General features: G+C 66.1%; 17 protein-coding genes and 5 tRNA genes. 8 read left to right on the top strand and 14 right to left on the bottom strand.

What is annotated here, in order from left to right; translation table 11 throughout:
* Positions 1–139 precede the first annotated feature (139 nt).
* Positions 140–1,021, top strand: coding sequence for a LysR family transcriptional regulator (locus WFQ67_RS29245; RefSeq protein ID WP_111259524.1), 882 nt, complete (start codon positions 140–142; stop codon positions 1,019–1,021).
* 126 nt (positions 1,022–1,147) lie between these two features.
* Positions 1,148–4,816 (top strand): PAS domain S-box protein, encoded by a 3,669-nt coding sequence (locus WFQ67_RS29240; protein WP_337058913.1) that lies wholly within the window; start codon positions 1,148–1,150, stop codon positions 4,814–4,816.
* A gap of 66 nt (positions 4,817–4,882) precedes the next feature.
* On the opposite strand, the gene WFQ67_RS29235 is transcribed toward WFQ67_RS29240, so the two are convergent.
* Both WFQ67_RS29235 and WFQ67_RS29230 read right to left on the bottom strand, forming a co-directional pair.
* On the bottom strand, positions 4,883–5,329 hold the full coding sequence (locus WFQ67_RS29235) for an Hsp20 family protein (RefSeq protein ID WP_263153245.1): 447 nt from the start codon (positions 5,327–5,329) through the stop codon (positions 4,883–4,885).
* Positions 5,330–5,531: 202 nt separating this feature from the next.
* Positions 5,532–6,503, bottom strand: coding sequence for a tRNA dihydrouridine synthase (locus WFQ67_RS29230; protein ID WP_213628835.1), 972 nt, complete (start codon positions 6,501–6,503; stop codon positions 5,532–5,534).
* A 136-nt stretch (positions 6,504–6,639) separates the two neighbouring features.
* Here WFQ67_RS29230 and WFQ67_RS29225 point away from each other — a divergent pair, with 136 nt between their 5' ends.
* Complete coding sequence (locus tag WFQ67_RS29225) at positions 6,640–7,032, top strand: hypothetical protein (protein WP_337058912.1); 393 nt, start codon at positions 6,640–6,642, stop codon at positions 7,030–7,032.
* A 9-nt stretch (positions 7,033–7,041) separates the two neighbouring features.
* Here the strand turns inward: WFQ67_RS29225 and WFQ67_RS29220 are convergent, their stop codons facing one another.
* From WFQ67_RS29220 to WFQ67_RS29175, 10 genes are all read right to left on the bottom strand, one after another.
* Positions 7,042–7,491, bottom strand: coding sequence for an acyl-CoA thioesterase (locus WFQ67_RS29220; RefSeq protein ID WP_337058911.1), 450 nt, complete (start codon positions 7,489–7,491; stop codon positions 7,042–7,044).
* Complete coding sequence (locus WFQ67_RS29215) at positions 7,491–8,138, bottom strand: bifunctional 4-hydroxy-2-oxoglutarate aldolase/2-dehydro-3-deoxy-phosphogluconate aldolase (protein ID WP_111259441.1); 648 nt, start codon at positions 8,136–8,138, stop codon at positions 7,491–7,493. The genes WFQ67_RS29220 and WFQ67_RS29215 overlap by 1 nt, the downstream gene beginning before the upstream one ends.
* A 229-nt stretch (positions 8,139–8,367) precedes the next feature.
* Entirely contained in the window at positions 8,368–9,195 is an 828-nt protein-coding gene (locus tag WFQ67_RS29210; protein ID WP_213628833.1) for an alpha/beta fold hydrolase, read from the bottom strand.
* Between the two features lie 10 nt (positions 9,196–9,205).
* A complete protein-coding gene (locus WFQ67_RS29205; RefSeq protein ID WP_337058910.1) occupies positions 9,206–9,745 on the bottom strand; it encodes a TetR/AcrR family transcriptional regulator in 540 nt (179 codons plus the stop codon).
* Positions 9,746–9,934: 189 nt separating this feature from the next.
* Positions 9,935–10,010, bottom strand: a tRNA-Glu gene (locus tag WFQ67_RS29200).
* A 67-nt stretch (positions 10,011–10,077) separates the two neighbouring features.
* Positions 10,078–10,153: transfer RNA gene (locus WFQ67_RS29195), tRNA-Ala, on the bottom strand.
* A gap of 49 nt (positions 10,154–10,202) precedes the next feature.
* Positions 10,203–10,278 (bottom strand) — tRNA-Glu (locus tag WFQ67_RS29190).
* Positions 10,279–10,323: 45 nt separating this feature from the next.
* A tRNA-Ala gene (locus WFQ67_RS29185) sits at positions 10,324–10,399 on the bottom strand.
* Between the two features lie 246 nt (positions 10,400–10,645).
* Positions 10,646–12,130 (bottom strand): glutamate--tRNA ligase, encoded by a 1,485-nt coding sequence (gltX, locus tag WFQ67_RS29180; RefSeq protein ID WP_213628832.1) that lies wholly within the window; start codon positions 12,128–12,130, stop codon positions 10,646–10,648.
* A gap of 25 nt (positions 12,131–12,155) precedes the next feature.
* Complete coding sequence (locus tag WFQ67_RS29175) at positions 12,156–13,076, bottom strand: LysR family transcriptional regulator (RefSeq protein ID WP_173177147.1); 921 nt, start codon at positions 13,074–13,076, stop codon at positions 12,156–12,158.
* Between the two features lie 104 nt (positions 13,077–13,180).
* Here WFQ67_RS29175 and WFQ67_RS29170 point away from each other — a divergent pair, with 104 nt between their 5' ends.
* The 3 genes from WFQ67_RS29170 to WFQ67_RS29160 all read left to right on the top strand — a co-directional run bounded on the left by WFQ67_RS29170 (position 13,181) and on the right by WFQ67_RS29160 (position 16,715).
* Positions 13,181–14,218 (top strand): HlyD family secretion protein, encoded by a 1,038-nt coding sequence (locus WFQ67_RS29170; RefSeq protein WP_213628831.1) that lies wholly within the window; start codon positions 13,181–13,183, stop codon positions 14,216–14,218.
* 62 nt (positions 14,219–14,280) lie between these two features.
* Positions 14,281–15,771, top strand: a complete 1,491-nt coding sequence (locus WFQ67_RS29165) for an MDR family MFS transporter (protein WP_337058937.1) — start codon at positions 14,281–14,283, stop codon at positions 15,769–15,771.
* 44 nt (positions 15,772–15,815) lie between these two features.
* Positions 15,816–16,715: an EamA family transporter gene (locus WFQ67_RS29160; RefSeq protein WP_213628830.1), complete on the top strand. Its 900-nt coding sequence runs from the start codon at positions 15,816–15,818 to the stop codon at positions 16,713–16,715.
* Positions 16,716–16,763: 48 nt separating this feature from the next.
* Here the strand turns inward: WFQ67_RS29160 and uvrB are convergent, their stop codons facing one another.
* Positions 16,764–18,779 carry an excinuclease ABC subunit UvrB gene (gene uvrB, locus WFQ67_RS29155; RefSeq protein WP_213628829.1) on the bottom strand — a complete coding sequence of 672 codons (2,016 nt, stop codon included), beginning with the start codon at positions 18,777–18,779 and terminating at the stop codon, positions 16,764–16,766.
* Positions 18,780–18,966: 187 nt separating this feature from the next.
* On the opposite strand from uvrB, the gene WFQ67_RS29150 reads away from it, so the two are divergent.
* The gene (locus WFQ67_RS29150; protein WP_213628828.1) at positions 18,967–20,163 is read left to right on the top strand and encodes an amino acid aminotransferase; all 1,197 of its coding nucleotides are present in this window, start codon (positions 18,967–18,969) and stop codon (positions 20,161–20,163) included.
* Between the two features lie 69 nt (positions 20,164–20,232).
* Positions 20,233–20,308, top strand: a tRNA-Asn gene (locus tag WFQ67_RS29145).
* A gap of 375 nt (positions 20,309–20,683) precedes the next feature.
* On the opposite strand, the gene WFQ67_RS29140 is transcribed toward WFQ67_RS29145, so the two are convergent.
* Positions 20,684–20,800: integrase core domain-containing protein (locus WFQ67_RS29140; protein WP_337058936.1), on the bottom strand; the 117-nt coding region annotated here is incomplete at its 5' end.

The following is a 20,800-nucleotide window of genomic DNA, read 5'->3' as shown; positions in this document are numbered from 1 at the left end:
TTTGACATGAATAACTCAAATTCATATTTTTTATCCAATGGATTCCTACAAGGAATCGATAGCCCCGCAGTCGACTGCCACCCAGGCGACTGCCCTCTCCCGCACACCCGCCGCTCACGCGGCCCGGAGCCCCAGCGCCATGGATCTCGCCAGCCTCAATGCCTTCATCGCCATCGCCGAAACCGGCAGCTTCTCCGAAGCCGGCGAGCGCCTGCACCTGACCCAGCCGGCGGTGAGCAAGCGCATCGCCTCCCTGGAGCAGCAGCTGAACGTGCGCCTGTTCGACCGCCTCGGCCGCGAGGTGGGGCTGACCGAGGCCGGCCGCGCGTTGCTGCCAAGGGCCTACCAGATCCTCAATGTGCTGGACGACACCCGCCGCGCCCTCTCCAACCTGTCCGGCGACATCAGCGGCCGCCTGACCCTGGCCACCAGCCACCACATCGGCCTGCATCGCCTGCCGCCGCTGCTGCGCGCCTTCACCCGTGCCTACCCGCAGGTGGCGCTGGACATCCAGTTCCTCGACTCCGAGGTCGCCTACGAGGAGATCCTGCATGGCCGCGCCGAGCTGGCGGTGATCACCCTGGCCCCGGAAACCGCGCTGCCGGTGCAGGCGGTGCCGGTCTGGGACGACGCCCTGGACTTCGTCGCCGCCCCGGAGCACCCGCTGGCCCGCGACAAGACCATCTTCCTCGCCGACGTGGCCAAGCACCCGGCGGTGTTCCCCGGTGGCAACACCTTCACCCACCACATCGTGCGGCGCCTGTTCGAGGCCGAGGGGCTGACGCCCAACATCGGCATGAGCACCAACTACATGGAGACCATCAAGATGATGGTTTCCATCGGCCTGGCCTGGAGCGTGCTACCGCGCACCATGCTCGACGAACAGGTGGTCCGCCTGCCGCTGCAGGACATCCAGCTGAGCCGCAAGCTCGGCTACATCCTGCACACGGACCGCACCCTGTCGAACGCGGCCAAGGCCTTCATGGCGCTGCTCGACGCCCAGCGCGATCACCTTGCGTAGTCCCCGAGGCTGGGGCTAACGTGAGCCGCATAACGATAAGAAAAGGCCCGCGCATGCCCTGCCCACCCCGCCCACTCCCACCCGTCCTCCCGCCAGATTGCAGTCACCGGACCGGAAGGGGCCACCATGTCCAAGCCAACTGACCATCCGCCGCTGCCCTACATCCCCGCCCTCGACCCGGCCGAATTCGAGCAGAGCTGGCAGGACGTGCAGCGCCTGCTCGCCGCCCTCAATGGCGCACGCCTGGGCGCCTGGGACTGGGACATCGCCAGCGGCCGGGTCAACTGGTCGCGCGGTGCGCAGGCGCTGTTCGGCCTGGACCCCAAGCGCCCGCTGCGTACCCAGGTCGACTACATCGAGCTGATTCCCGAGGAGGACCGCGCCGGGGTCATGGAACTCTTCGCCCGCGTCCTTTCCGGCGCCCACCCCGAGCGCGCCTTCCGCCACCGCATCCGCTGGCCCGACGGCAGCCTGCACTGGCTGGAGATCAGCGGCAGCCCGCAGCAGGATGCCGATGGCCGCAAGCGCATCATCGGCGTGATCCGCGACGTGACCGAGCAGCAGGAACGCGCCGAAGCCCTGGAGAACTCCCAGCGACGCTTCTCCAGCCTGTTCCACCTGAGCCCCGACGTGGTGCTGCTGGTGCGCATGGAGGGCGGCATCATCACCGAGGCCAACCAGCACTTCGAGAGCGTGTTCGGCTGGCCGGCGACCGAAGTGGTCGGCCGCAGCACGGCGGAGCTGGGCATCTGGGTTCACCCGCAGCAGCGCGAGCTGCTGTATCGCAGCCGCAGCGACTCGGACGACCCCATCGTCCAGGAAGTACAACTGCGCACCCGCGACCAGCGCGTGCTCGACGGCGTGCTGTCCAGCCAGTTCATCGAACTGGAGGGCGAGTCCTTCCTCATCAGCACCTTCCTCGACACCACCGAGCGCAAGCGCGCCGAAGCCGCCCTGCGCACCAGCGAGGAAAAATTCTCCAAGGCCTTCCGCAGCACGCCCGACGCCGTGGTCATCACCGACCGCGAGACCGGCTGCTTCATCGAGGCCAACCCCGGCTTCCAGCGCCAGTTCGGCTGGGACGCCAGCGAGACGATCGGCCGCAGCTCCCTGGAACTGGGCATCTGGGTGCATGCCGGGCAGCGCCGCGAGATGCTCGATGACTTCGACCGCCACGGCACCCTGGACGGCCTCGAAGTGCAACTGCGCGGCCGTGACGGCAGCGTCAGCACCAACCTGCTCTACGGCGACCAGATCCAGCTCAACGGCCGCACCTGCCTGGTGCTGACGGTGCGCGACATCACCCGCATGCGCGCCCAGGAGCGCGCCCTCAAGGAAAGCCAGGAGCGCCTGGCGCTGGCCCTGGAGTCCGCCGACCTGGGCACCTGGGACTGGCACATCCCCAGCAGTTGCCTGTATGGCTCGGCGCGCGCCTCCGCCCTGCACGGGCTGGCGGCCGAGCCCTACGAGGGCGACTTCAAGAACTTCTTCAGCTTCGTGCCGCTGGAAGACCAGATGGCCATGCGCCAGGCCTACCAGGACCTGCTGACCGGCGTGACCAAGGACTACCAGTTCACCTACCGCTCGCGCTTCGCCAACGGTGAGATCCACTACCTGGAAAGCACCGCCAAGCTCTACCGCGACGAAACCGGCGAGCCGCTGCGCATGGCCGGCATCCTCATCGACATCACCGAGCGGGTGCGCCGCGAGCAGCGCCTGGCGGCCTCGGAGGAGAAGTTCGTCACCCTGTTCCAGGCCAGCCCCGACCCCATATGCGTGACCCGCGTGCGCGATGGCGCCTTCATCGAGATCAACCCCAGCTTCACCGAGGTGTTCGGCTGGCGGCCGGACGAGATCGTCGGCCGCTGCGCACCGGAGATCGCCTTCTGGGTCGACCTGCAGCAACGCGACCGCCTGTCACGCGAGCTGATGCGCGAGAAAGGCCTGGACAACGTCGAGGCCCAGTACCTGACCCAGGACGGACGGACGCTGACCTGCGTGGTGTCCAGCCGCTTCATCCGCGTCGATCGCCAGTTGTGCATCACCACCACCTTCCGCGACATCACCGAGCGCCAGCAGGCCGAGGCCGCCCTGAAGGCCAGCCAGGAGAAATTCGCCAAGGCGTTCCACTCCAGCCCGGACGCCATCACCATCACCGAGCGCGACACCGGCCGCTACATCGAGGTCAACGAGGGGTTCTGCCGCCTCACCGGCTACAGCGCCGAGGAAGTCATCGGGCGCACCGCCCATGACCTGAACATCTGGGCCCGCCCCGAGGAGCGCCAGCGCCTGGTCGAGGTCATGCGCCGCGACGGCCGCGCGCACCACCTGGAGATGTCCGGCCAGCACCGCGACGGCACGCGCAAGATGGTGGAGGTGTCGGTCGAGCAGATCGACCTGGACGGCAAGGCCTGCCTGCTGCTGACCGCCCGCGACATCAGCGCGCTGAAGGACGCCCAGGCACAGATCCAGCACCTGGCCTACCACGACCCGCTGACCAACCTGCCCAACCGCGCACTGCTGATGGACCGCCTGACCCAGCAGATCGCCCTGCTCAAGCGCCACAAGCTGCGTGGCGCCCTGCTGTTCCTCGACCTCGACCACTTCAAGCACATCAATGATTCCCTCGGCCACCCGGTGGGCGACTCGGTGCTGAAGATGGTCACCGCGCGCCTGGAAGCCAGCGTGCGCCTGGAGGACACCGTGGCGCGCCTGGGCGGTGACGAATTCGTCGTGCTGCTCACCGGCCTGGAGGGCAAGCGCTCGGAAGTGACGCGCCAGGTGCGGCAGATCGCCGACAAGCTGCGCAAGCTGCTGGCCGAGCCCATGCTGCTGGACGGCCACCACCTGCAGGTGACGCCGAGCATGGGCGTGGCGCTGATCCCCGATCACGGCGAGACACCCGCCGACCTGCTCAAGCGCGCCGACATCGCCCTGTATCGGGCCAAGGACTCCGGGCGCAACGCCATCCAATTGTTCCGCGCGACCATGCAGGAAGCCGCCAGCGAGCGCCTGCGGCTGGAGAACGACCTGCGCCTGGCGCTGGTGCGCGGCGAGTTCGAGCTGCACTTCCAGCCCCAGGTGGATGCCCGGGACAACCGCGTGATCGGCACCGAGGCCCTGCTGCGCTGGAAGCACCCGACGCTCGGCCCGCAATCGCCGGCGCAGTTCATCCAGGTGCTGGAGGAAAGCGGCCTGATCGTCGAGGTGGGCAGCTGGGTACTGGCCGAAGCCTGCCGCGCCTGCGGGCAACTGTTCGCCGAGGGGCTGGCCAGCGCCGATGACTTCAGCCTGTGCGTGAACATCAGCCCACGGCAGTTCCGCCAGAGCGACTTCGTCGAGCGCATCGAGAAGAGCCTGGCCGATACCCACCTGCCGCGCAGCATCCTCAAGCTGGAGATCACCGAAGGCATCGTCATCCAGAACCTCGACGACACCATCGGCAAGATGCGCCGCCTGAAGAAGCTCGGCGTCAGCTTCGCCATGGACGACTTCGGCACCGGCTACTCGTCGCTGACCTACCTCAAGCGCCTGCCGGTGGATGTGCTGAAGATCGACCAGTCGTTCGTCCGCGACGCCACCAACGACCCCAACGACGCCGAGATCATCCGCGCCATCGTCGCCATGGCGCGCAGCCTGGGGCTGGGCATGGTGGCAGAGGGGGTGGAGCAGCAGGAGCAACTGGACTTCCTCGAGCAGCAGGGCTGCCACCTGTACCAGGGCTACCTGTTCAGCAAGCCGGTGCCGCTGGACGAGTTCCGCGCGCTGCTGGCCAGGAACCGCCAACAGGGCTGAGCGCCAGCCGCCCCAATGAGAAAGGGCGCCCTGGGGCGCCCTTTCTCGTGCCGCTTGCGCGTCGGATCAGTTTTCCAGCACCGGACGGGTGCCGTTGATCGGGATGCGCTTGGGCTTGGCCTCTTCCGGCACGATGCGTACCAGGTCGATGTTCAGCAGGCCGTTCTGCAGCCCCGCGTTACGCACCTCGATGTGATCGGCCAGGCGGAACGACAGCTTGAAGGCGCGCTGGGCGATGCCCTGGTGCAGGTAGGTCACGCTTTCGGCGCCGTTATCGCGCTTGCCGCCGCTGACGGTCAGTACGCCGCGCTCGACATGCAGCTCCAGGTCTTCTTCCTGGAAGCCGGCCGCGGCGACCACGATGCGGTACTGGTCGTCACCGTGCTTCTCGACGTTGTAAGGCGGGTAGGTGCTGCCGCTCTCGTTGCGCAGGGCCGATTCGAACAGGTCGTTGAACCGGTCGAAGCCTACGGAATGGCGGAACAGCGGAGCGAGGGAAAATGCGCTGGTCATGACAATCTCTCCTGAATAATCAGCAAGGTCTAAAGTCGCGGGACCCGACTTCGGCATCCCGCATTCCCCTAGATAGGGATGCCGGAAATGATTTCAAGGCCCCACCCTTCCTCGGAGGATTCATGCACAAGGTCATGCTGATCACCGGCGCCAGCCGAGGCATAGGCGCCGCCACGGCGCGCCTGGCGCTGGGCTTCGTATCTCAGGCCGCCGCCAGCTCCCGCTCCAGGCTCGGCATGCCCAGCAGGGCGTCGATGCGCGAGCAGTCGCTTTCCCGGCGGATCTCGGTGAACAGCACCACGGCCTCGGGGTAGGTGCGGGTGAGCATGCCCAGCCACTGCTTGAGGCGCCCCGGTGCGTAGCGCGGGGCGAGCTTGCGCCGCGCCTGGCGCCAGAAATCACGGAGCAGCGGCTGGAACTCCTCCCAGCTCATGTCCTCCGGCGTCGCGCCGTCACGCACAGCGGCGATCTGCCGGGCCAGGCCGGGGCGCGAAACCAGCCCACGGCCGAGCATGATGTCTTCGACGCCACTGACTTCGCGGCAGCGCCGCCAGTCATCCAGGGTCCAGACTTCGCCATTGGCGAACACCGGCACCTTGACCACGTCCTGAACCCGCGCCACCCATTCCCAGTGTGCCGGCGGCTTGTAGCCCTCGACCTTGGTGCGCGCGTGCACCACCAGTTGCGAGGCGCCGCCTTCGGCCAGGGCCAGGGCACAATCGAGCGCGCCATCGGGGCTGTCGAAGCCCAGGCGCATCTTCGCCGTCACCGGGATGGCCGCCGGCACCGCGCGACGCACACCGCTGACGATGGCATGCAGCAACTCGGGCTCCTTGAGCAGCACGGCACCGCCACGGGACTTGTTCACCGTCTTGGCCGGGCAGCCGAAGTTGAGGTCGATCACCGGCGCGCCGAGCTCGCAGGCGTAGGCCGCGTTCTCCCCCAGGCACACCGGGTCGGAACCCAGCAGCTGCACCCGCATCGGAGTTCCGGCGCGGGTGCGCGACCCGCTCTCCAGCTCGGGGGCGAGCTTCTGATAGGTGCTGGCGGGCAACAGGCGGTCGCAGACGCGGATGAACTCGCTGACGCACCAATCGATGCCACCCACGCGGGTCAGCACGTCACGGAGAATCTCGTCGACCAGGCCCTCCATGGGCGCCAGGGCGATTTGCATAAGGGAAACCTTGGAAAAATGGGCGCGTAGTGTAAGCGCGGAGCCGGCCGCCGCAGAATCCTCCCGACGAAAACTGCGGGAGCAAGCCACGCCCCGGTGCAGTCGAACCGGTATGCCTCAGGAAAAGGAATCGCCGATGAAAATGATCCGACCCGCCCTGCTCTGCCTGGCTCTCGGTGGCCTGGCGCCTCTCGTGAATGCGGCCGGCGCATTGGAAGGCCAGTTGCAGCCGGCCCCCGATTCGCTGGCGGAACTGGTGGTCAGCCGTGACGAGAATGCGGCCAATGCCTGCGAGGTCGGCCTCTACCTGCAGGACGAACTGGTGGCGCAGATTTCCGCCGGGCAGGCCATCAGCCTGAGCGTGCCGGCCGGCGAGATGACCCTGAACGTCGCCCAGAGCCCTTCCGGCTACTGCGCCGGCAACCTCACCGGGCGCCCGCAGTCGGTTCTGATCCAGCCCGGCGAGCGGCGGCACCTGCGCATCGTGCAGAACCCGACCGAGCTGTTCCTGTCGCCAGCGGTGGAGTGACGGACCCGCTCAGAGCTCCAGGGGGAATGGCGGCATCAATGCACGGCCGTAGCCTTCGATGAACTCGGGCGGCATGCGCTTGGGCCGGCCACTGGAGAGCTCGATGCAGACGAAGGTGGTCTTCGCCCGCAGCAGCGTGGCGCCGTCTTCGGGACGGATCAGCTGGAAGCGCCGATCCATCTTCAGGCGCTGGTCGGACTCGACGATCCAGGTCGCCATCTGCAGTTCCTGGTCCTCGTAGGCGGCGGCGAGGTAGTCGATCTCGTGGCGCACCACGGCCATGGCACGGTCCAGCCGGCGGTACTCGACCAGGTCCAGGCCCAGGCTCTGGGAGTGGCGCCAGGCGCAGCGCTCCAGCCAGCTGACGTAGACGGCGTTGTTGGCGTGGCCGAGGCCGTCGATGTCATCGGCGGCGACCTTGATGTCGATGACGAAGGGGGTGGGCAGCTCCCAGTTCATCAGGCGTGCTCCGAGCTGCTGGCCAGTTCACGGGCTTCGGCGGCGAGCTGGGTGATCTGGTCCCAGGCACGGGCGCGGATCAGGCTCGAAGGCGCGATCCAGGTGCCTCCGACGCAGGCGACGTTGGGCAGTTGCAGGAAGCCTTGCAGGTTGTCCGGCGTCACACCGCCGGTGGGGCAGAAGCGGATGCCGGTGAAGGGGCCCTTGAAGCTCTTGAGCATCTTCACGCTGGCGTTGCCATTGGCCGGGAACAGTTTCAGCGAGCGGTAGCCGTACTCCAGCGCCAGCAGCACTTCCGAGGGCGTCATCACCCCGGGCAGGTACGGCAGGCCGGAGTCCTCTGCAGCGGCCGCCAGGCGCTCGGTGCAGCCGGGGCTGACGGCGAAGTGGGCACCGGCATCGCGGGCTTCGAGGAACTGCTCGGTGTGGATCAGCGTCCCCGCCCCCACCAGCAGGTCGGGGAATTCCTTGCGGATCGCCGCCACGGCATCCAGGGCCCGCGGCGTACGCAGCGTCACTTCCAGCACCTCGATCCCGCCGGCAGCGAGGGCGCCGGCCAGGTCCAGGGCCAGCCCGGTGTCCTCGATGACCAGCACCGGAAGGACGGGGCGCGCCCGCTGCAGCACCACATCCATAGTCAGGCTCATTTGCATCTTTCCCCTTGATTCGTGCCTCCGGCCCCGCGCTCGGGGCCGGAATTGATTCACCCCGGCGACCATGCCCTGGCCGCCGTCGGTGGCGCGCAACAGACATGGACCTTGGAAGCGCAGCATCGGCGGCAGGTCACCGACCAGCGGTGGGCCACCGACGCATTCCGTGGGCGAATCTTCCTGCACCCGGCGGCTGTCGCCAAGCCCGCCGTGCAATGGGAAAGGCTCAGGCACTGGCGCGCAGGCCGACCTCGTGGAACAGCTGCAACACCGCCTTCACCAGGCGCGGGTCCGCCAGCACCCGCTGGTGGCCACCGCCCTCCAGGCGCAGCAGCTGGCTGTCGAACCAGGCCTCGTGGATACGCCCGGCTTCGGCGGCGGGAACCAGGGGATCATCCTCCGCATGGGCCACAAGGCCGGGCATGTCGAGCCGGTAGTGCTGCACGTCGAGGTCCGCAGCGGGGATGCCGGCGTGATCCTCGACCCGCTTGATGAACTGCTCGCCAGCCCGGGGCGGCAAGCCGATGAAGCGGGCGAAGCCGCGCAGCATGCCGAGAATGCGGCTGGGGGCGGCCACCGTGACCAGGGCCCGGGGCCGCAACCCCAGCTGGATGGCCAGCATGGCGCTGGCGCCGCCCATGGAGTGGCCGATCACGCCGTGCAGCGGCGGCAGGTCCTCGGCGGCTTCGAGCAGGGCACGGGCGAACAGCACGATGTTCGCCTCGCGCCCCGGAGAACGGCCGTGGGCGGGTGCATCGAGGGCGATCACGCCGTAGCCGGCCTGTACCAGCGCGTCGATCAGGCTGGCGAACTGGGTCGGGCGCCCTTCCCAGCCGTGCATCAGCAACACGGTCGGGCCGCTGCCCCAGCGCAGGGCGGAAAGGCCGAAGCGCAGGGTGATGCGCTCAGCGCGCTCGAGCCAGGGCAGCTCCCAATCGCGAGGCGTGGTGTCGCGCGGCGTCATGAAGCGCCGCCGGGCACGGTCGGCGACGTGCCGGGGCGCGACCCGGCCGACCGTGGCGTTGAATCCTCGAAGCAAGTCCAGGCTGTTCATCTCGTTTCTCCTAGATCACCGCCGTACGGGCGGCACGCAGTATCCGGTCCGACAACTCGCCGGCGCCCAGGGCCCGGGCAAGGGCCAGGCCGCCGACCATCAGGGCGATATCGGCCAGGGCCTTGTCGCCCTCCTCCGGCGTACCGGCCAGGTCGGCAGCGAGCAGTTCGAGGTGCTCGGCCAGCATCAGTTGGTAGGGTTCGGCATTGCGCGCCACTTCGCCGAGGGAGCCGGGAAGCGGGCAGCCACGATCCGTGCTGTCGCGATGCCTGCGTGAGAGGTAGAAGGCCGCCGCCAGAGAGCGCCGGTCCCGTGGTGCAAGTGCGGAATCGATCTGGCGCATCTGCTGGCGCCGTTCCCGCAGCAGCTCACCGAACGCCTCCGCCATCAAGGCTTCCTTGCTGTCGAAATGGGTATAGAAACCACCCACCGTGAGCCCGGCCGCCGCCATCACTTCGCTGACACTAGGCTCCAGCGGCCCCCGCGCGAACAGTGCCCTGCCCGCCTCGGCGAGAATGCGCTTGCGTGTCTGGGTGCGTTTGTCGCTCATGACGGCCTCCCGTGGAATGATGGATATAATATTATATCCATCATTCAATTTGGCAAGCCGATACACGTGCCACCCGTCGTGGGCCGGGATGCGAATGAATGAGGGGTGGGCGGATGTTCCGGAAGCGGAAAAACAAAAGGGCCACCCCATGACGGAATGACCCTTGAAAACCCCGCAGAGCGGGAAAAGTGGCGTCCCCTAGGGGACTCGAACCCCTGTTACCGCCGTGAAAGGGCGGTGTCCTAGGCCACTAGACGAAGGGGACTTTGAACCTTCGAAAAGCAAGGCCAGCCTTGCGGCTGGCCTTAATTCGATGCGCTGGGCATCTGGTTTGGTGGAGCTAGACGGGATCGAACCGTCGACCTCTTGCATGCCATGCAAGCGCTCTCCCAGCTGAGCTATAGCCCCGAAACCTTCTCGGTGCGCGACTGGCCTGGTGGCTGTCGCTGCTGGAAAGTGGCGTCCCCTAGGGGACTCGAACCCCTGTTACCGCCGTGAAAGGGCGGTGTCCTAGGCCACTAGACGAAGGGGACTTAACCTTCGTGGAACCGCAACCATCGCTGCGAATCCCGGCAATTTGGTGGAGCTAGACGGGATCGAACCGTCGACCTCTTGCATGCCATGCAAGCGCTCTCCCAGCTGAGCTATAGCCCCACGAACAACGCTGGAACATCTCACGTCGCTTTCGAGTTCGTCGTGAGAACGGGGCGCATACTAAGGGCGCCCCTGAAGGCTGTCAACAAAATTTTTCCGCGGGATCGAAAAATTTTCATCGCAAGAACAATCACTTACCGGATTCAGCGAGAAGCGCCCATGCTCCGCTCCCGCCGAGCCAACCCGCTTCCCTTCTCAAGAGACGAAAAGGCCCGCACGAGGCGGGCCTGCTAGAGGCGGGGCCACTCAGCCAGGAATGGCGTCGCGGATCTTTTCCCACTCCTTGGTTTCCTTCTTCGACGCACCGCCCAGGAGCTCCAGCGCCTGGCGCAGGCGGAAGCGCGTGAGGTCGGCGCCGAGCACTTCCATGGCGTCCAGCACGGAGACGGAGCTGGCCTGGCCGGTGATGGCCGGGAACATCAGGGGCATCACGTCACGCAGCTTGAGCTCTAGGTGTTCGGCGACGGCCTGGATGCAGGCGGTGATGCGGTCCTTCTCCCACTGGCGCAGCGATTCCAGCTTCCACAGCACCAGTTGCATGACCTGGCGAACCTGGTCGGGCGACAGTTTCTTGTGCTCGAACAGCTTGGCGTCCAGCGGCAGCGCGCCGGCGAAGAAGAAGCCGGCCAGCGGGGCGATCTGGCTGAAGGTCTCGACCCGGCCCTGCACGTGGGGGGCGATCTTCATCAGGTAGTCGGGATTGAGCGCCCACTTCTGCACCTCGGCGGCGAACCGCTCCACCGGCAGCTCGCGGATCCACTGGCCGTTGAGCCAGGAGAGCTTCTCCAGGTCGAAGATCGGCCCACCCAGGGAAACACGCGACAGGTCGAAGTGCTCGATCATCTCCGCCAGGGAGAACTTCTCGCGCTCGTCCGGCATCGACCAGCCCATGCGGCCGAGGTAGTTGAGCATCGCCTCGGGCAGGTAGCCCATGCGCTCGTAAAAGGTGATGGACGTCGGGTTCTTGCGCTTGGAGAGCTTGCTCTTGTCCGGGTTGCGCAGCAGCGGCATGTAGCAGAGCACCGGCTGCTCCCAGCCGAAGTACTCGTACAGCTTGATCAGCTTCGGCGCCGAGGGCAGCCACTCTTCACCGCGCAGCACATGGGTGATGCCCATGAGGTGGTCATCGACCACGTTGGCGAGGAAGTAGGTCGGCAGGCCATCGGTCTTCATCAGCACCTGCATGTCCATGCGATCCCACGGGATCTCGACATTGCCGCGGAGCATGTCCGGCACCACGCAGACGCCCTCGGTGGGCATCTTCATACGCACGACATGAGGCTCGCCGGCGGCGATGCGCGTGTCCGCTTCCTCGCGGCTCAGGTCGATGCAGTGGCCGTCGTAGCGCGGGGTTTCCTTGCGCTCGGTCTGCTCGGCGCGCAGCTTGTCCAGGCGCTCGGCGGTGCAGAAGCAGGGGAAGGCATGGCCCTTGTCCACCAGTTCCTGGGAATACTTCTTGTAGATCTCGCCGCGCTCGCTCTGCCGATAGGGGCCGTGGGGGCCACCGACATCGGGGCCCTCGTCCCACTCGATGCCCAGCCAGCGCAGGGCGTCGAAGATCTGCTGCTCCGACTCGCGGGTGGAGCGGAGCTGGTCGGTGTCCTCGATGCGCAGGATGAACTGGCCACCGTGCTGACGGGCGAAGCAGAGGTTGAACAGGGCTATATAGGCGGTGCCGACGTGCGGGTCGCCAGTGGGCGACGGCGCGATGCGGGTACGGACAGTGGTCATGGCGGGTCCTGGTACGGAGGAACGGTCAAAGGCGCGATGTTAGCAGGGGCGCAGCTGCGGGCTCCAGCCACTGGCTGCGATCGATCGGCAGGCTGGCCATGAGGAAATCGAGGAAGGCCTTCACCTTCATCGCCTGGAAGCGCCGGGAAGGATAGACGGCGTAGATCACGCCGCTGGGCAACTGCACGCCGGGCAGCAGCTCGACCAGCTCGCCGCGGCGCACCGCGTCCTCGGTGATCATCAGCGGCAGCGAGGCGATGCCCGCCCCGCCCAGCACGGCCTCGCGGGCGAAGGTGATGTTGTTGCAGTGCAGCACGCGCTGGCAGGGCACGCTTTCATCGAGCAGCGGCCAGTAGCGCTGCGGGTCCTGGGGCAAGAGCACCGCGCGGTGCTCGGCCAGGGCCTGGACATCGAGCGGCGTGCCGTGGGCCGCCAGGTAAGCGGGGCTGGCGCAGAGACGGCGGCCATTCTCGAACAGCTTGCGGGCGATCAGGGTGGAATCCTGTGGCTGGCCGACCATGATGGCGATGTCGACGCCCTCCTCCAGCGGGTCCACGTCCCGCGAGGTGATCTCCACTTCAGCGGTGATCTGTGGGTACTGGCTCATGAAGTCGCCCAGCACCCTGCCGAGGAACAACTGGCCGAACTCGATGGGCGCGGTGATGCGCAACAGGCCGGAGGGCTCCTGCTGCAGCTGCATGACCGCCTGCTCGGCCTCGGCGAAGTCGACCATGATCTGCCGGCAGCGCTCGTAATAGGCCTGGCCGACCTCGGTCAGCCGCAGCTTGCGCGTCGTGCGGTTGAGCAGGCGCACGCCAAGGCGCTCCTCCAGCAGGGCGATGCGCCGGCTGACCGTGGATTTCTGCATGCCCAGGCTATGGGCGGCCTGGGTGAAGCTGTGCAACTCCACCACCCGGGTGAAGATCAGGGCGTCATCCAGACCCATTATTGTTCCCCATAAGCAACAAAGTTTATGAAGTGTACTGGCTATTTGCCTGACTGGAACAGTGCTAGATTTCCGCCTTTCCGCCCGCACTTCGAGCACCTGGAATGCCTGCCAAACTGCAACGTCGCCTGTTCGTTTTCATCGCCCTGCTGGTCCTCGTCGTGGGCGGTTTCTTCCTGCACTGGCTGCTGGTCGGGCGCTTCCTGGAAACCACTGACAACGCCTATGTCCAGGGCGAGATCACCCGGGTCTCCAGCCAGCTCGGCGCGCGTATAGAAGAAGTGCTGGTGGGCGACAACCAGCATGTGAAGAAAGGCGACCTGCTGGTACGCCTGGAGGCCGAGGACTTCAAGCTGGCCCTGCAACGCGCGCAGGCCACCCTGGCCACTCGCGAGGCGGAGCTGGCCCAGTCACGCAGCAAACTCACCCAGCAGGACAGCATGATCGCCGCCAGCGAGGCCGACGTTGCCGCCAGCCAGGCGACCCTGGGCCGCACCCAGATCGACCTGTCCCGCGCACAGACCCTGCGCAAGCCGGGCTATGTCTCCGAGGAACGCGTCACCACGCTGTCCGCCGACTCCCGCGTGGCCCGTTCCCAGGTGGCCCGCGCCGAGGCCGACCTCAAGGCCCAGCGCGTGCAGACCGATGCGCTGCGTGCCGACGTGAAGCGCCTGGAAGCGCAGATCGCCAATGCCCGCGCCGATATCGCCCAGGCCGAGCTGAACCTGGCGCGCACCGAGATCCGCGCGCCCATCGACGGCATGGTCGGCCAGCGCGCCGCGCGCAACGGCCAGTACGTGCAGGTCGGCGCCCACCTGATGTCGCTGGTCCCGGACCAGGACATCTGGGTCCAGGCCAACTTCAAGGAAACCCAGATCGAGCACATGCAGCCTGGGCAAAAGGCCGAACTGGTGTTCGACAGCTTCCCCAATACGCCCATCGAGGCGAAGGTCGAAAGCCTGTTCGCCGCGTCCGGCGCCCAGTTCAGCCTGCTGCCACCGGACAACGCCACCGGCAACTTCACCAAGGTGGTGCAGCGCATCCCGGTGAAGCTGACCTTCGAGCGCGACAATCCGCTCAAGGGCCGCATCCGCCCCGGCATGTCGGTGCTGGTGAAAGTCTCGATCAAGCTGGATGACTGACGGTGGCCGGTGACGCCCTGATCCGCCCGACCGGCGAGCCCAGCCGGCGCGACTGGATCGCCGTGATGAGCGCCATGCTCGGCGCCTTCATGGCGGTGCTGGACATCCAGATCACCAACTCCTCGCTGAAGGACATCCAGGGCGCGCTCTCCGCCACCCTTGAGGAAGGCTCGTGGATCTCCACGTCCTACCTGGTGGCGGAGATCATCATGATCCCGCTCACCGCCTGGCTGGTGCAGGTGCTCTCGGCGCGACGCCTGGCGGTCTGGGTCTCCCTCGGTTTCCTCGCGTCCTCCCTGCTCTGCTCCATGGCCTGGAGCCTTGAAAGCATGATCGTGTTCCGCGCCATGCAGGGCTTCACCGGCGGCGCGCTGATCCCCCTGGCCTTCACCCTGACCCTGATCAAGCTGCCCGAGCACCACCGGGCCAAGGGCATGGCGCTGTTCGCCATCACCGCCACCTTCGCGCCCTCCATCGGCCCGACCCTGGGCGGCTGGCTGACGGAGAACTTCGGCTGGGAATACATCTTCTACATCAACGTGCCCCCGGGCCTGCTGATGATCACCGGGCTGATGTACGGCCTGGAGAAGAAGGCGCCTCACTGGGAACTGCTGAAGAGCACGGACTACGCCGGCATCCTCACCCTTGGCCTGGGGCTGGGCTGCCTGCAGGTATTCCTCGAGGAAGGCCATCGCAAGGACTGGCTGGAGTCGCAGCTCATCGTCGGCCTGGGCAGCATCGCCCTGGTGAGCCTGGTCCTCTTCGTCATCCTGCAGACCTCGCGGCCCAACCCGCTGATCAACCTGGGCATCCTCAAGAACCGCAACTTCGGCCTGTCGAGCATCTCCAGCGTCGGCCTGGGCATGGGGCTCTACGGTTCGATCTACGTGCTGCCGCTGTACCTGGCGCAGATCCAGGGCTACAACGCGCTGCAGATCGGCGAGGTGATCATGTGGATGGGGGTGCCGCAGCTGTTCCTCATCCCGCTGGTGCCCAAGCTGATGAAGATCATCTCGCCGAAGCTGCTCTGCGCCCTGGGCTTCGGCCTGTTCGGCGCCGCCAGCTTCGCCTCCGGGGTGCTCAACCCCGACTTCGCCGGCCCGCAGTTCAACCAGATCCAGATCATCCGCGCCTTGGGCCAGCCGCTGGTGATGGTGACCATCTCGCTGATCGCCACGGCCTACATCCTGCCGCAGGATGCGGGGTCGGCCTCCAGCCTGTTCAACATCCTGCGCAACCTCGGCGGCGCCATCGGCATCGCCCTGCTCGCCACCCTGCTGGACAGCCGCGCCAAGGTGTATTTCGACTACCTGCGCGAGTCGCTGGTACCGAGCAACCCGCAGGTGGCCGAGCGCCTGGCCCTGCTTGGCGAGAAGCTCGGCAGCGACCAGGCGGCATTGGCCAAGCTCAGCGAGATCGCCCATCAGCAGGCGGCGATCATGGCGTACAATGACGCCTTCCATTTCATCGGCATCGCACTCGGCATCAGCATGATCGCCGTGCTGCTGACCCGTTCCCTGCCCGCCGGCGCCACCGGCGGCGCCGCTCACTAACCCCGCGCACCGCCTGGAGCGGCGCGTTCCGCTCCAGGCTTCGCATGTCCAGCATCAACCCGAGAACCCGCGCCCTCCTCCTCGTCGGCGCCTTCGCCCTCATCTACATCGGCTGGGGCACCACCTACCTGGCCAATCATTTCCTGCTGCGCGAGCAGCCACCGTTCGTCATCGCCACGCTGCGCTTCCTCTTCGCCGGCCTGCTGGCCCTCGCCTGGGTGCTGTTGCGTGGCCAGGCCAAGGTGCAGCGCAGCGACCTGGGCAGCGCCTTCATCGGCGGAGTGATGCTGATCGCCGTCGGCCAGGGCGCCCTGATCTATGCCAACCAGTACCTGCCGACCGGCATGCTGGCGATGCTCTACACCACGCTGCCACTGTGGAGCGTGGCGCTGGAATGGCTGCTGGACGAGCGCCCGCCGCTCTGGGTGCTCTGCGGGTTGGCGGTGGCCAGCGGCGGCATCCTGCTGCTGATGGGCAACGGCCTGGGCGAGGACCCGGGTTTCGAGCAGTGGTTCGCCGGCGCGCTGGTGGTGACGGCCACGCTGCTCTGGGCCGTCGGCGCCTGGCTGCTGCGCAAGCGCGGGCCGTTCCGCTCCAGCTGGATGGGGCTGGCCATGCAGATGCTGATCGGTACTGCGCTGCTGGCCGGCTTCGGCCTGTGGCGCGGAGACTGGCAGGGCTTCGAACTGGGGCACCTGTCCCCGGGCGGCTGGCTGTGGCTGGCCTACCTGGTGCTGCCGGTGAGTCTCGGCGTCTACCCCGCCTACTTCTGGCTGCTGCGCGAAGTGCGTCCGAGCCTGGTATCGACCTTCGCCTTCGTCAACCCGGTGGTCGCGCTCCTGCTGGGCTACCTGATCCTCGACGAGCGCCTGAGCGTCACGGCCCTGCTGGCCTGCCTGGCAACCCTGGGCGGGGTGATGATGATCATCTTCGGACGCCGCTGAAAAGCGACGCCGTGATGGAAAAAGGGCGCCCGATGGCGCCCTTTCCATTCACACCTGCAGCAGCCTGTCACGGAGCTTCTGGATCTCGTCACGCAGCTGCGCGGCGGCCTCGAACTCCAGGTCGCGGGCCAACTGGTACATCTTCTCTTCCATCTGGCGGATGCGCTTGGTGATCTCGCTCGGCGAGCGCAGCTCCGCCTCGTAGCGCGCGCTTTCCTCCGCCGCCTTGGCCATCGCCTTGCGCTTGTTGCTGCGCGAGCCCGGCACGGTGGCACCTTCGAGGATGTCCTGGACGTCCTTCTGCACGCCCTTGGGAACGATGCCGTTGGCTTCGTTGAAGGCGATCTGCTTGTTGCGGCGACGCTCGGTCTCGTCGATGGCGCGCTGCATCGAGCCGGTGACGTTGTCGGCGTAGAGGATGGCCTTGCCGTGCAGGTTGCGCGCGGCCCGACCGATGGTCTGGATCAGCGAGCGCTCGGAACGCAGGAAGCCCTCCTTGTCGGCATCGAGGATGGCAACCAGCGAAACCTCGGGCATATCCAGGCCCTCGCGCAGCAGGTTGATGCCCACCAGCACGTCGAAAGCGCCGATGCGCAGGTCACGGATGATCTCCACCCGCTCCACCGTGTCGATATCCGAGTGCAGGTAGCGCACCCGAACGTCATGGTCGGACAGGTAGTCGGTGAGGTCCTCGGCCATGCGCTTGGTCAGGGTGGTGACCAGCACGCGCTGTTCGACGGCGACACGCTTGCGGATCTCCGACAGCAGGTCGTCGACTTGCGTCGTGGCCGGACGCACCTCGATCTCCGGGTCCACCAGGCCAGTCGGACGCACCACCTGCTCGACGACGCGCCCGGCATGCTCGGCCTCGTAGGGCCCAGGCGTCGCGGAAACGAAGATGGTCTGCGGGCTGACCGCCTCCCATTCGTCGAAGCGCATGGGCCGGTTGTCCAGCGCCGACGGCAGGCGGAAGCCGTACTCCACCAGGTTTTCCTTGCGCGAACGGTCGCCCTTGAACATCGCCCCGACCTGCGGAACGCTGACGTGCGATTCGTCGATCACCAGCAGCGAGTTCGCCGGCAGGTAGTCGTAGAGAGTGGGCGGCGCCTGGCCGGGCTCACGACCGGAAAGATAGCGGGAGTAGTTCTCGATGCCGTTGCAATAGCCCAGTTCGAGGATCATCTCCAGGTCGAACCGGGTGCGCTGCTCCAGGCGCTGGGCCTCCACGAGCTTGTTGTTGCTACGCAGGTAGTCGAGGCGCTCCTTGAGCTCTTCCTTGATCTTCTCCACCGCACCGAGGATCACCTCACGCGGCGTCACGTAGTGGCTCTTGGGGTAGAAGGTGAAGCGCGGCAGCTTGCGGATCACCTCTCCGGTCAGGGGATCGAAGGCGGAAAGACTCTCCACCTCGTCGTCGAACAACTCGACGCGGATCGCCTCCAGATCGGACTCTGCCGGGAAGATATCGATCACATCGCCCCTGACACGGAAGGTGGCGCGGGCGAAGTCCATGTCGTTGCGGGTGTACTGCAGGTCGGCCAAGCGGCGCAGCAGCGCGCGTTGGTCGATCTTGTCGCCCCGGTCCAGGTGCAGAACCATGCGCAGGTACGACTGGGGGTCGCCCAGGCCGTAGATCGACGAAACCGTGGCGACGATGATCGCGTCGGAGCGCTCCAGCAGGGCCTTGGTCGCGGACAGGCGCATCTGCTCGATGTGGTCGTTGATCGATGCGTCCTTCTCGATATAGGTGTCCGAGGACGGTACGTAGGCTTCAGGCTGGTAATAGTCGTAGTAGGAGACGAAATACTCGACGGAATTGTTCGGGAAGAAAGCCTTGAACTCACCATAGAGCTGGGCGGCCAGCGTCTTGTTCGGCGCCAGCACAAGCGTCGGACGCTGCACCTGGGAGATGACATTGGCGATGCTGAAGGTCTTGCCCGAACCGGTCACCCCCAGCAGCGTCTGGTGCGACAGACCGGCTTCCAGGCCCTCGACCAACTGACGGATGGCCTCAGGTTGGTCGCCGGCCGGCTGGAAGCGGGTGACAAGTTGAAACTCTGACATGTCTGACCTCGGCAAAAGGATGTGACACCCGCCCGCGGGCAGCGTCAAACCAGGCGAAAAGCTAGCGTACGATGTCGCCGCACGCGACCTTGGCCGCTATAATACCGGCCCGATTGCGCAACCCCAATGCACGATGCTCGCGGGGTTGCCAGGCCTCCAACTTCCCCTCCTCTCGAGCAGCCGCATCATGAGTCTGTTTTCTGCCGTCGAAATGGCTCCGCGCGACCCGATCCTGGGCCTTAACGAAGCATTCAACGCCGATCCCCGCCCGACCAAGGTCAACCTTGGCGTGGGCGTCTACTACAACGAACAGGGCCGCATCCCGCTGCTGCGCGCCGTTGCCGAGGCCGAGAAGGCCCGCATCGAAGCCCATGCACCACGTGGCTACCTGCCGATCGAAGGTATCGCCGCCTATGACCAGGCCGTGCAGAAGCTGCTGTTCGGTACCGACTCGGCGCTGATTGCCGATGGCCGCATCATCACCACCCAGGCGGTCGGGGGCACCGGGGCCCTGAAGACCGGCGCCGACTTCCTCAAGCGCTTGCTGCCTGACGCCGTTGTCGCCATCAGCGACCCGAGCTGGGAAAACCACCGGGCGCTGTTCGAGTCCGCCGGTTTCCCGGTGCAGAACTACCGCTATTACGACGCCGCCACCCATGGCGTGAATCGTGCCGGCATGCTCGAAGACCTCAAGGCCCTTCCTCCTCGTTCGATCGTCGTGATGCACGCCTGTTGCCACAACCCGACGGGCGTCGACCTGAACCTTGATGACTGGAAAGCCGTACTGGAAGTGCTGCGCGAGCGCGAGCACATTCCCTTCCTCGACATCGCCTACCAAGGCTTCGGTGACGGTATAGAAGAAGACGCGGAAGCGGTGCGCCTGTTCGCACAATCGGGCCTGAACTTCTTCGTCTCCAGTTCCTTCTCCAAGTCGTTCTCGCTCTACGGCGAGCGCGTTGGCGCCCTGTCCATCGTCACTGGCTCCAGCGACGAAGCCAGCCGAGTACTCTCGCAGGCCAAGCGCGTGATCCGTACCAACTACTCCAACCCGCCGACCCACGGCGCCACGGTAGTGGCATCGGTGCTCAACAGCCCCGAGCTTCGCGCCCTGTGGGAAGAGGAGTTGGGCGAGATGCGCCAGCGCATCCGCAGCATGCGCCTGGCGATGGTCGAGCAACTGGCCGCCTTCGGCGCCAAGCGCGACTTCAGCTTCGTCGCCCGCCAGCGCGGCATGTTCTCCTACTCCGGCCTCACCGCCGAGCAGGTCGAGCGCCTGAAGAACGAGTTCGGCATCTACGCCGTCAGCACCGGGCGCATCTGCGTCGCCGCACTGAACAACGGCAACCTGGAAAGCGTGACCCGCGCCATCACCCAGGTACTGTGAAAAAAGCGGGAGAAGCTCAAGCCAGGTGCTTGACTTCTCCTTCTTAATCAGTAGGATACGCGTCGTTGTTCCGCGATAGCTCAGTCGGTAGAGCAAATGACTGTTAATCATTGGGTCCCTGGTTCGAGTCCAGGTCGCGGAGCCAAATTCAAAGCCCTCGGCAGATGCCGGGGGCTTTTTCGTTTCAGCATCCGGACACTCACAAGGGACTTAGTCCCCGGTTATTCGGGACCTTCGGCTCTCACCCCTGCGGGGCCACGCTGAAGCGCGTTCGGCTTTGCGGTCGAGTTCAGGTCGCGGAGCCAGATTCAAAGCCCTCGGCATATAACGGTGGCTTTGCATTCAACACTAAAACCTAACTAGGGACTTAGCCACTAGCTACTCGAGTTTCGTCCTCAGGACCGCACTGACGTATGTAAGACTTCGTTGGACCTGCAGCCTCGTTAGCGACAGATCAATAATGTCTAGTCCTTGTCTAGTCCTGAAATAGGTTTACACCTTTCAGGTCAGGCTCCAGACCTCAAAACGCCCGATGCACCGCATTGGGCGTTTTGTATTTCAGAGCCAGGTGAGGCCGCTCCCGGTTATAGATATCGACGGCTTCGCGCACCATGCGGCGCGCCTGTCCGAGGTCGGT

It is taken from the genome of Pseudomonas sp. USHLN015, assembly GCF_037153275.1.
In the GTDB taxonomy this organism is placed as follows: domain Bacteria; phylum Pseudomonadota; class Gammaproteobacteria; order Pseudomonadales; family Pseudomonadaceae; genus Metapseudomonas; species Metapseudomonas tohonis.
Note: the sequence above shows the minus strand (reverse complement) of the source record. Positions and strands in the feature narration are given on the sequence as shown.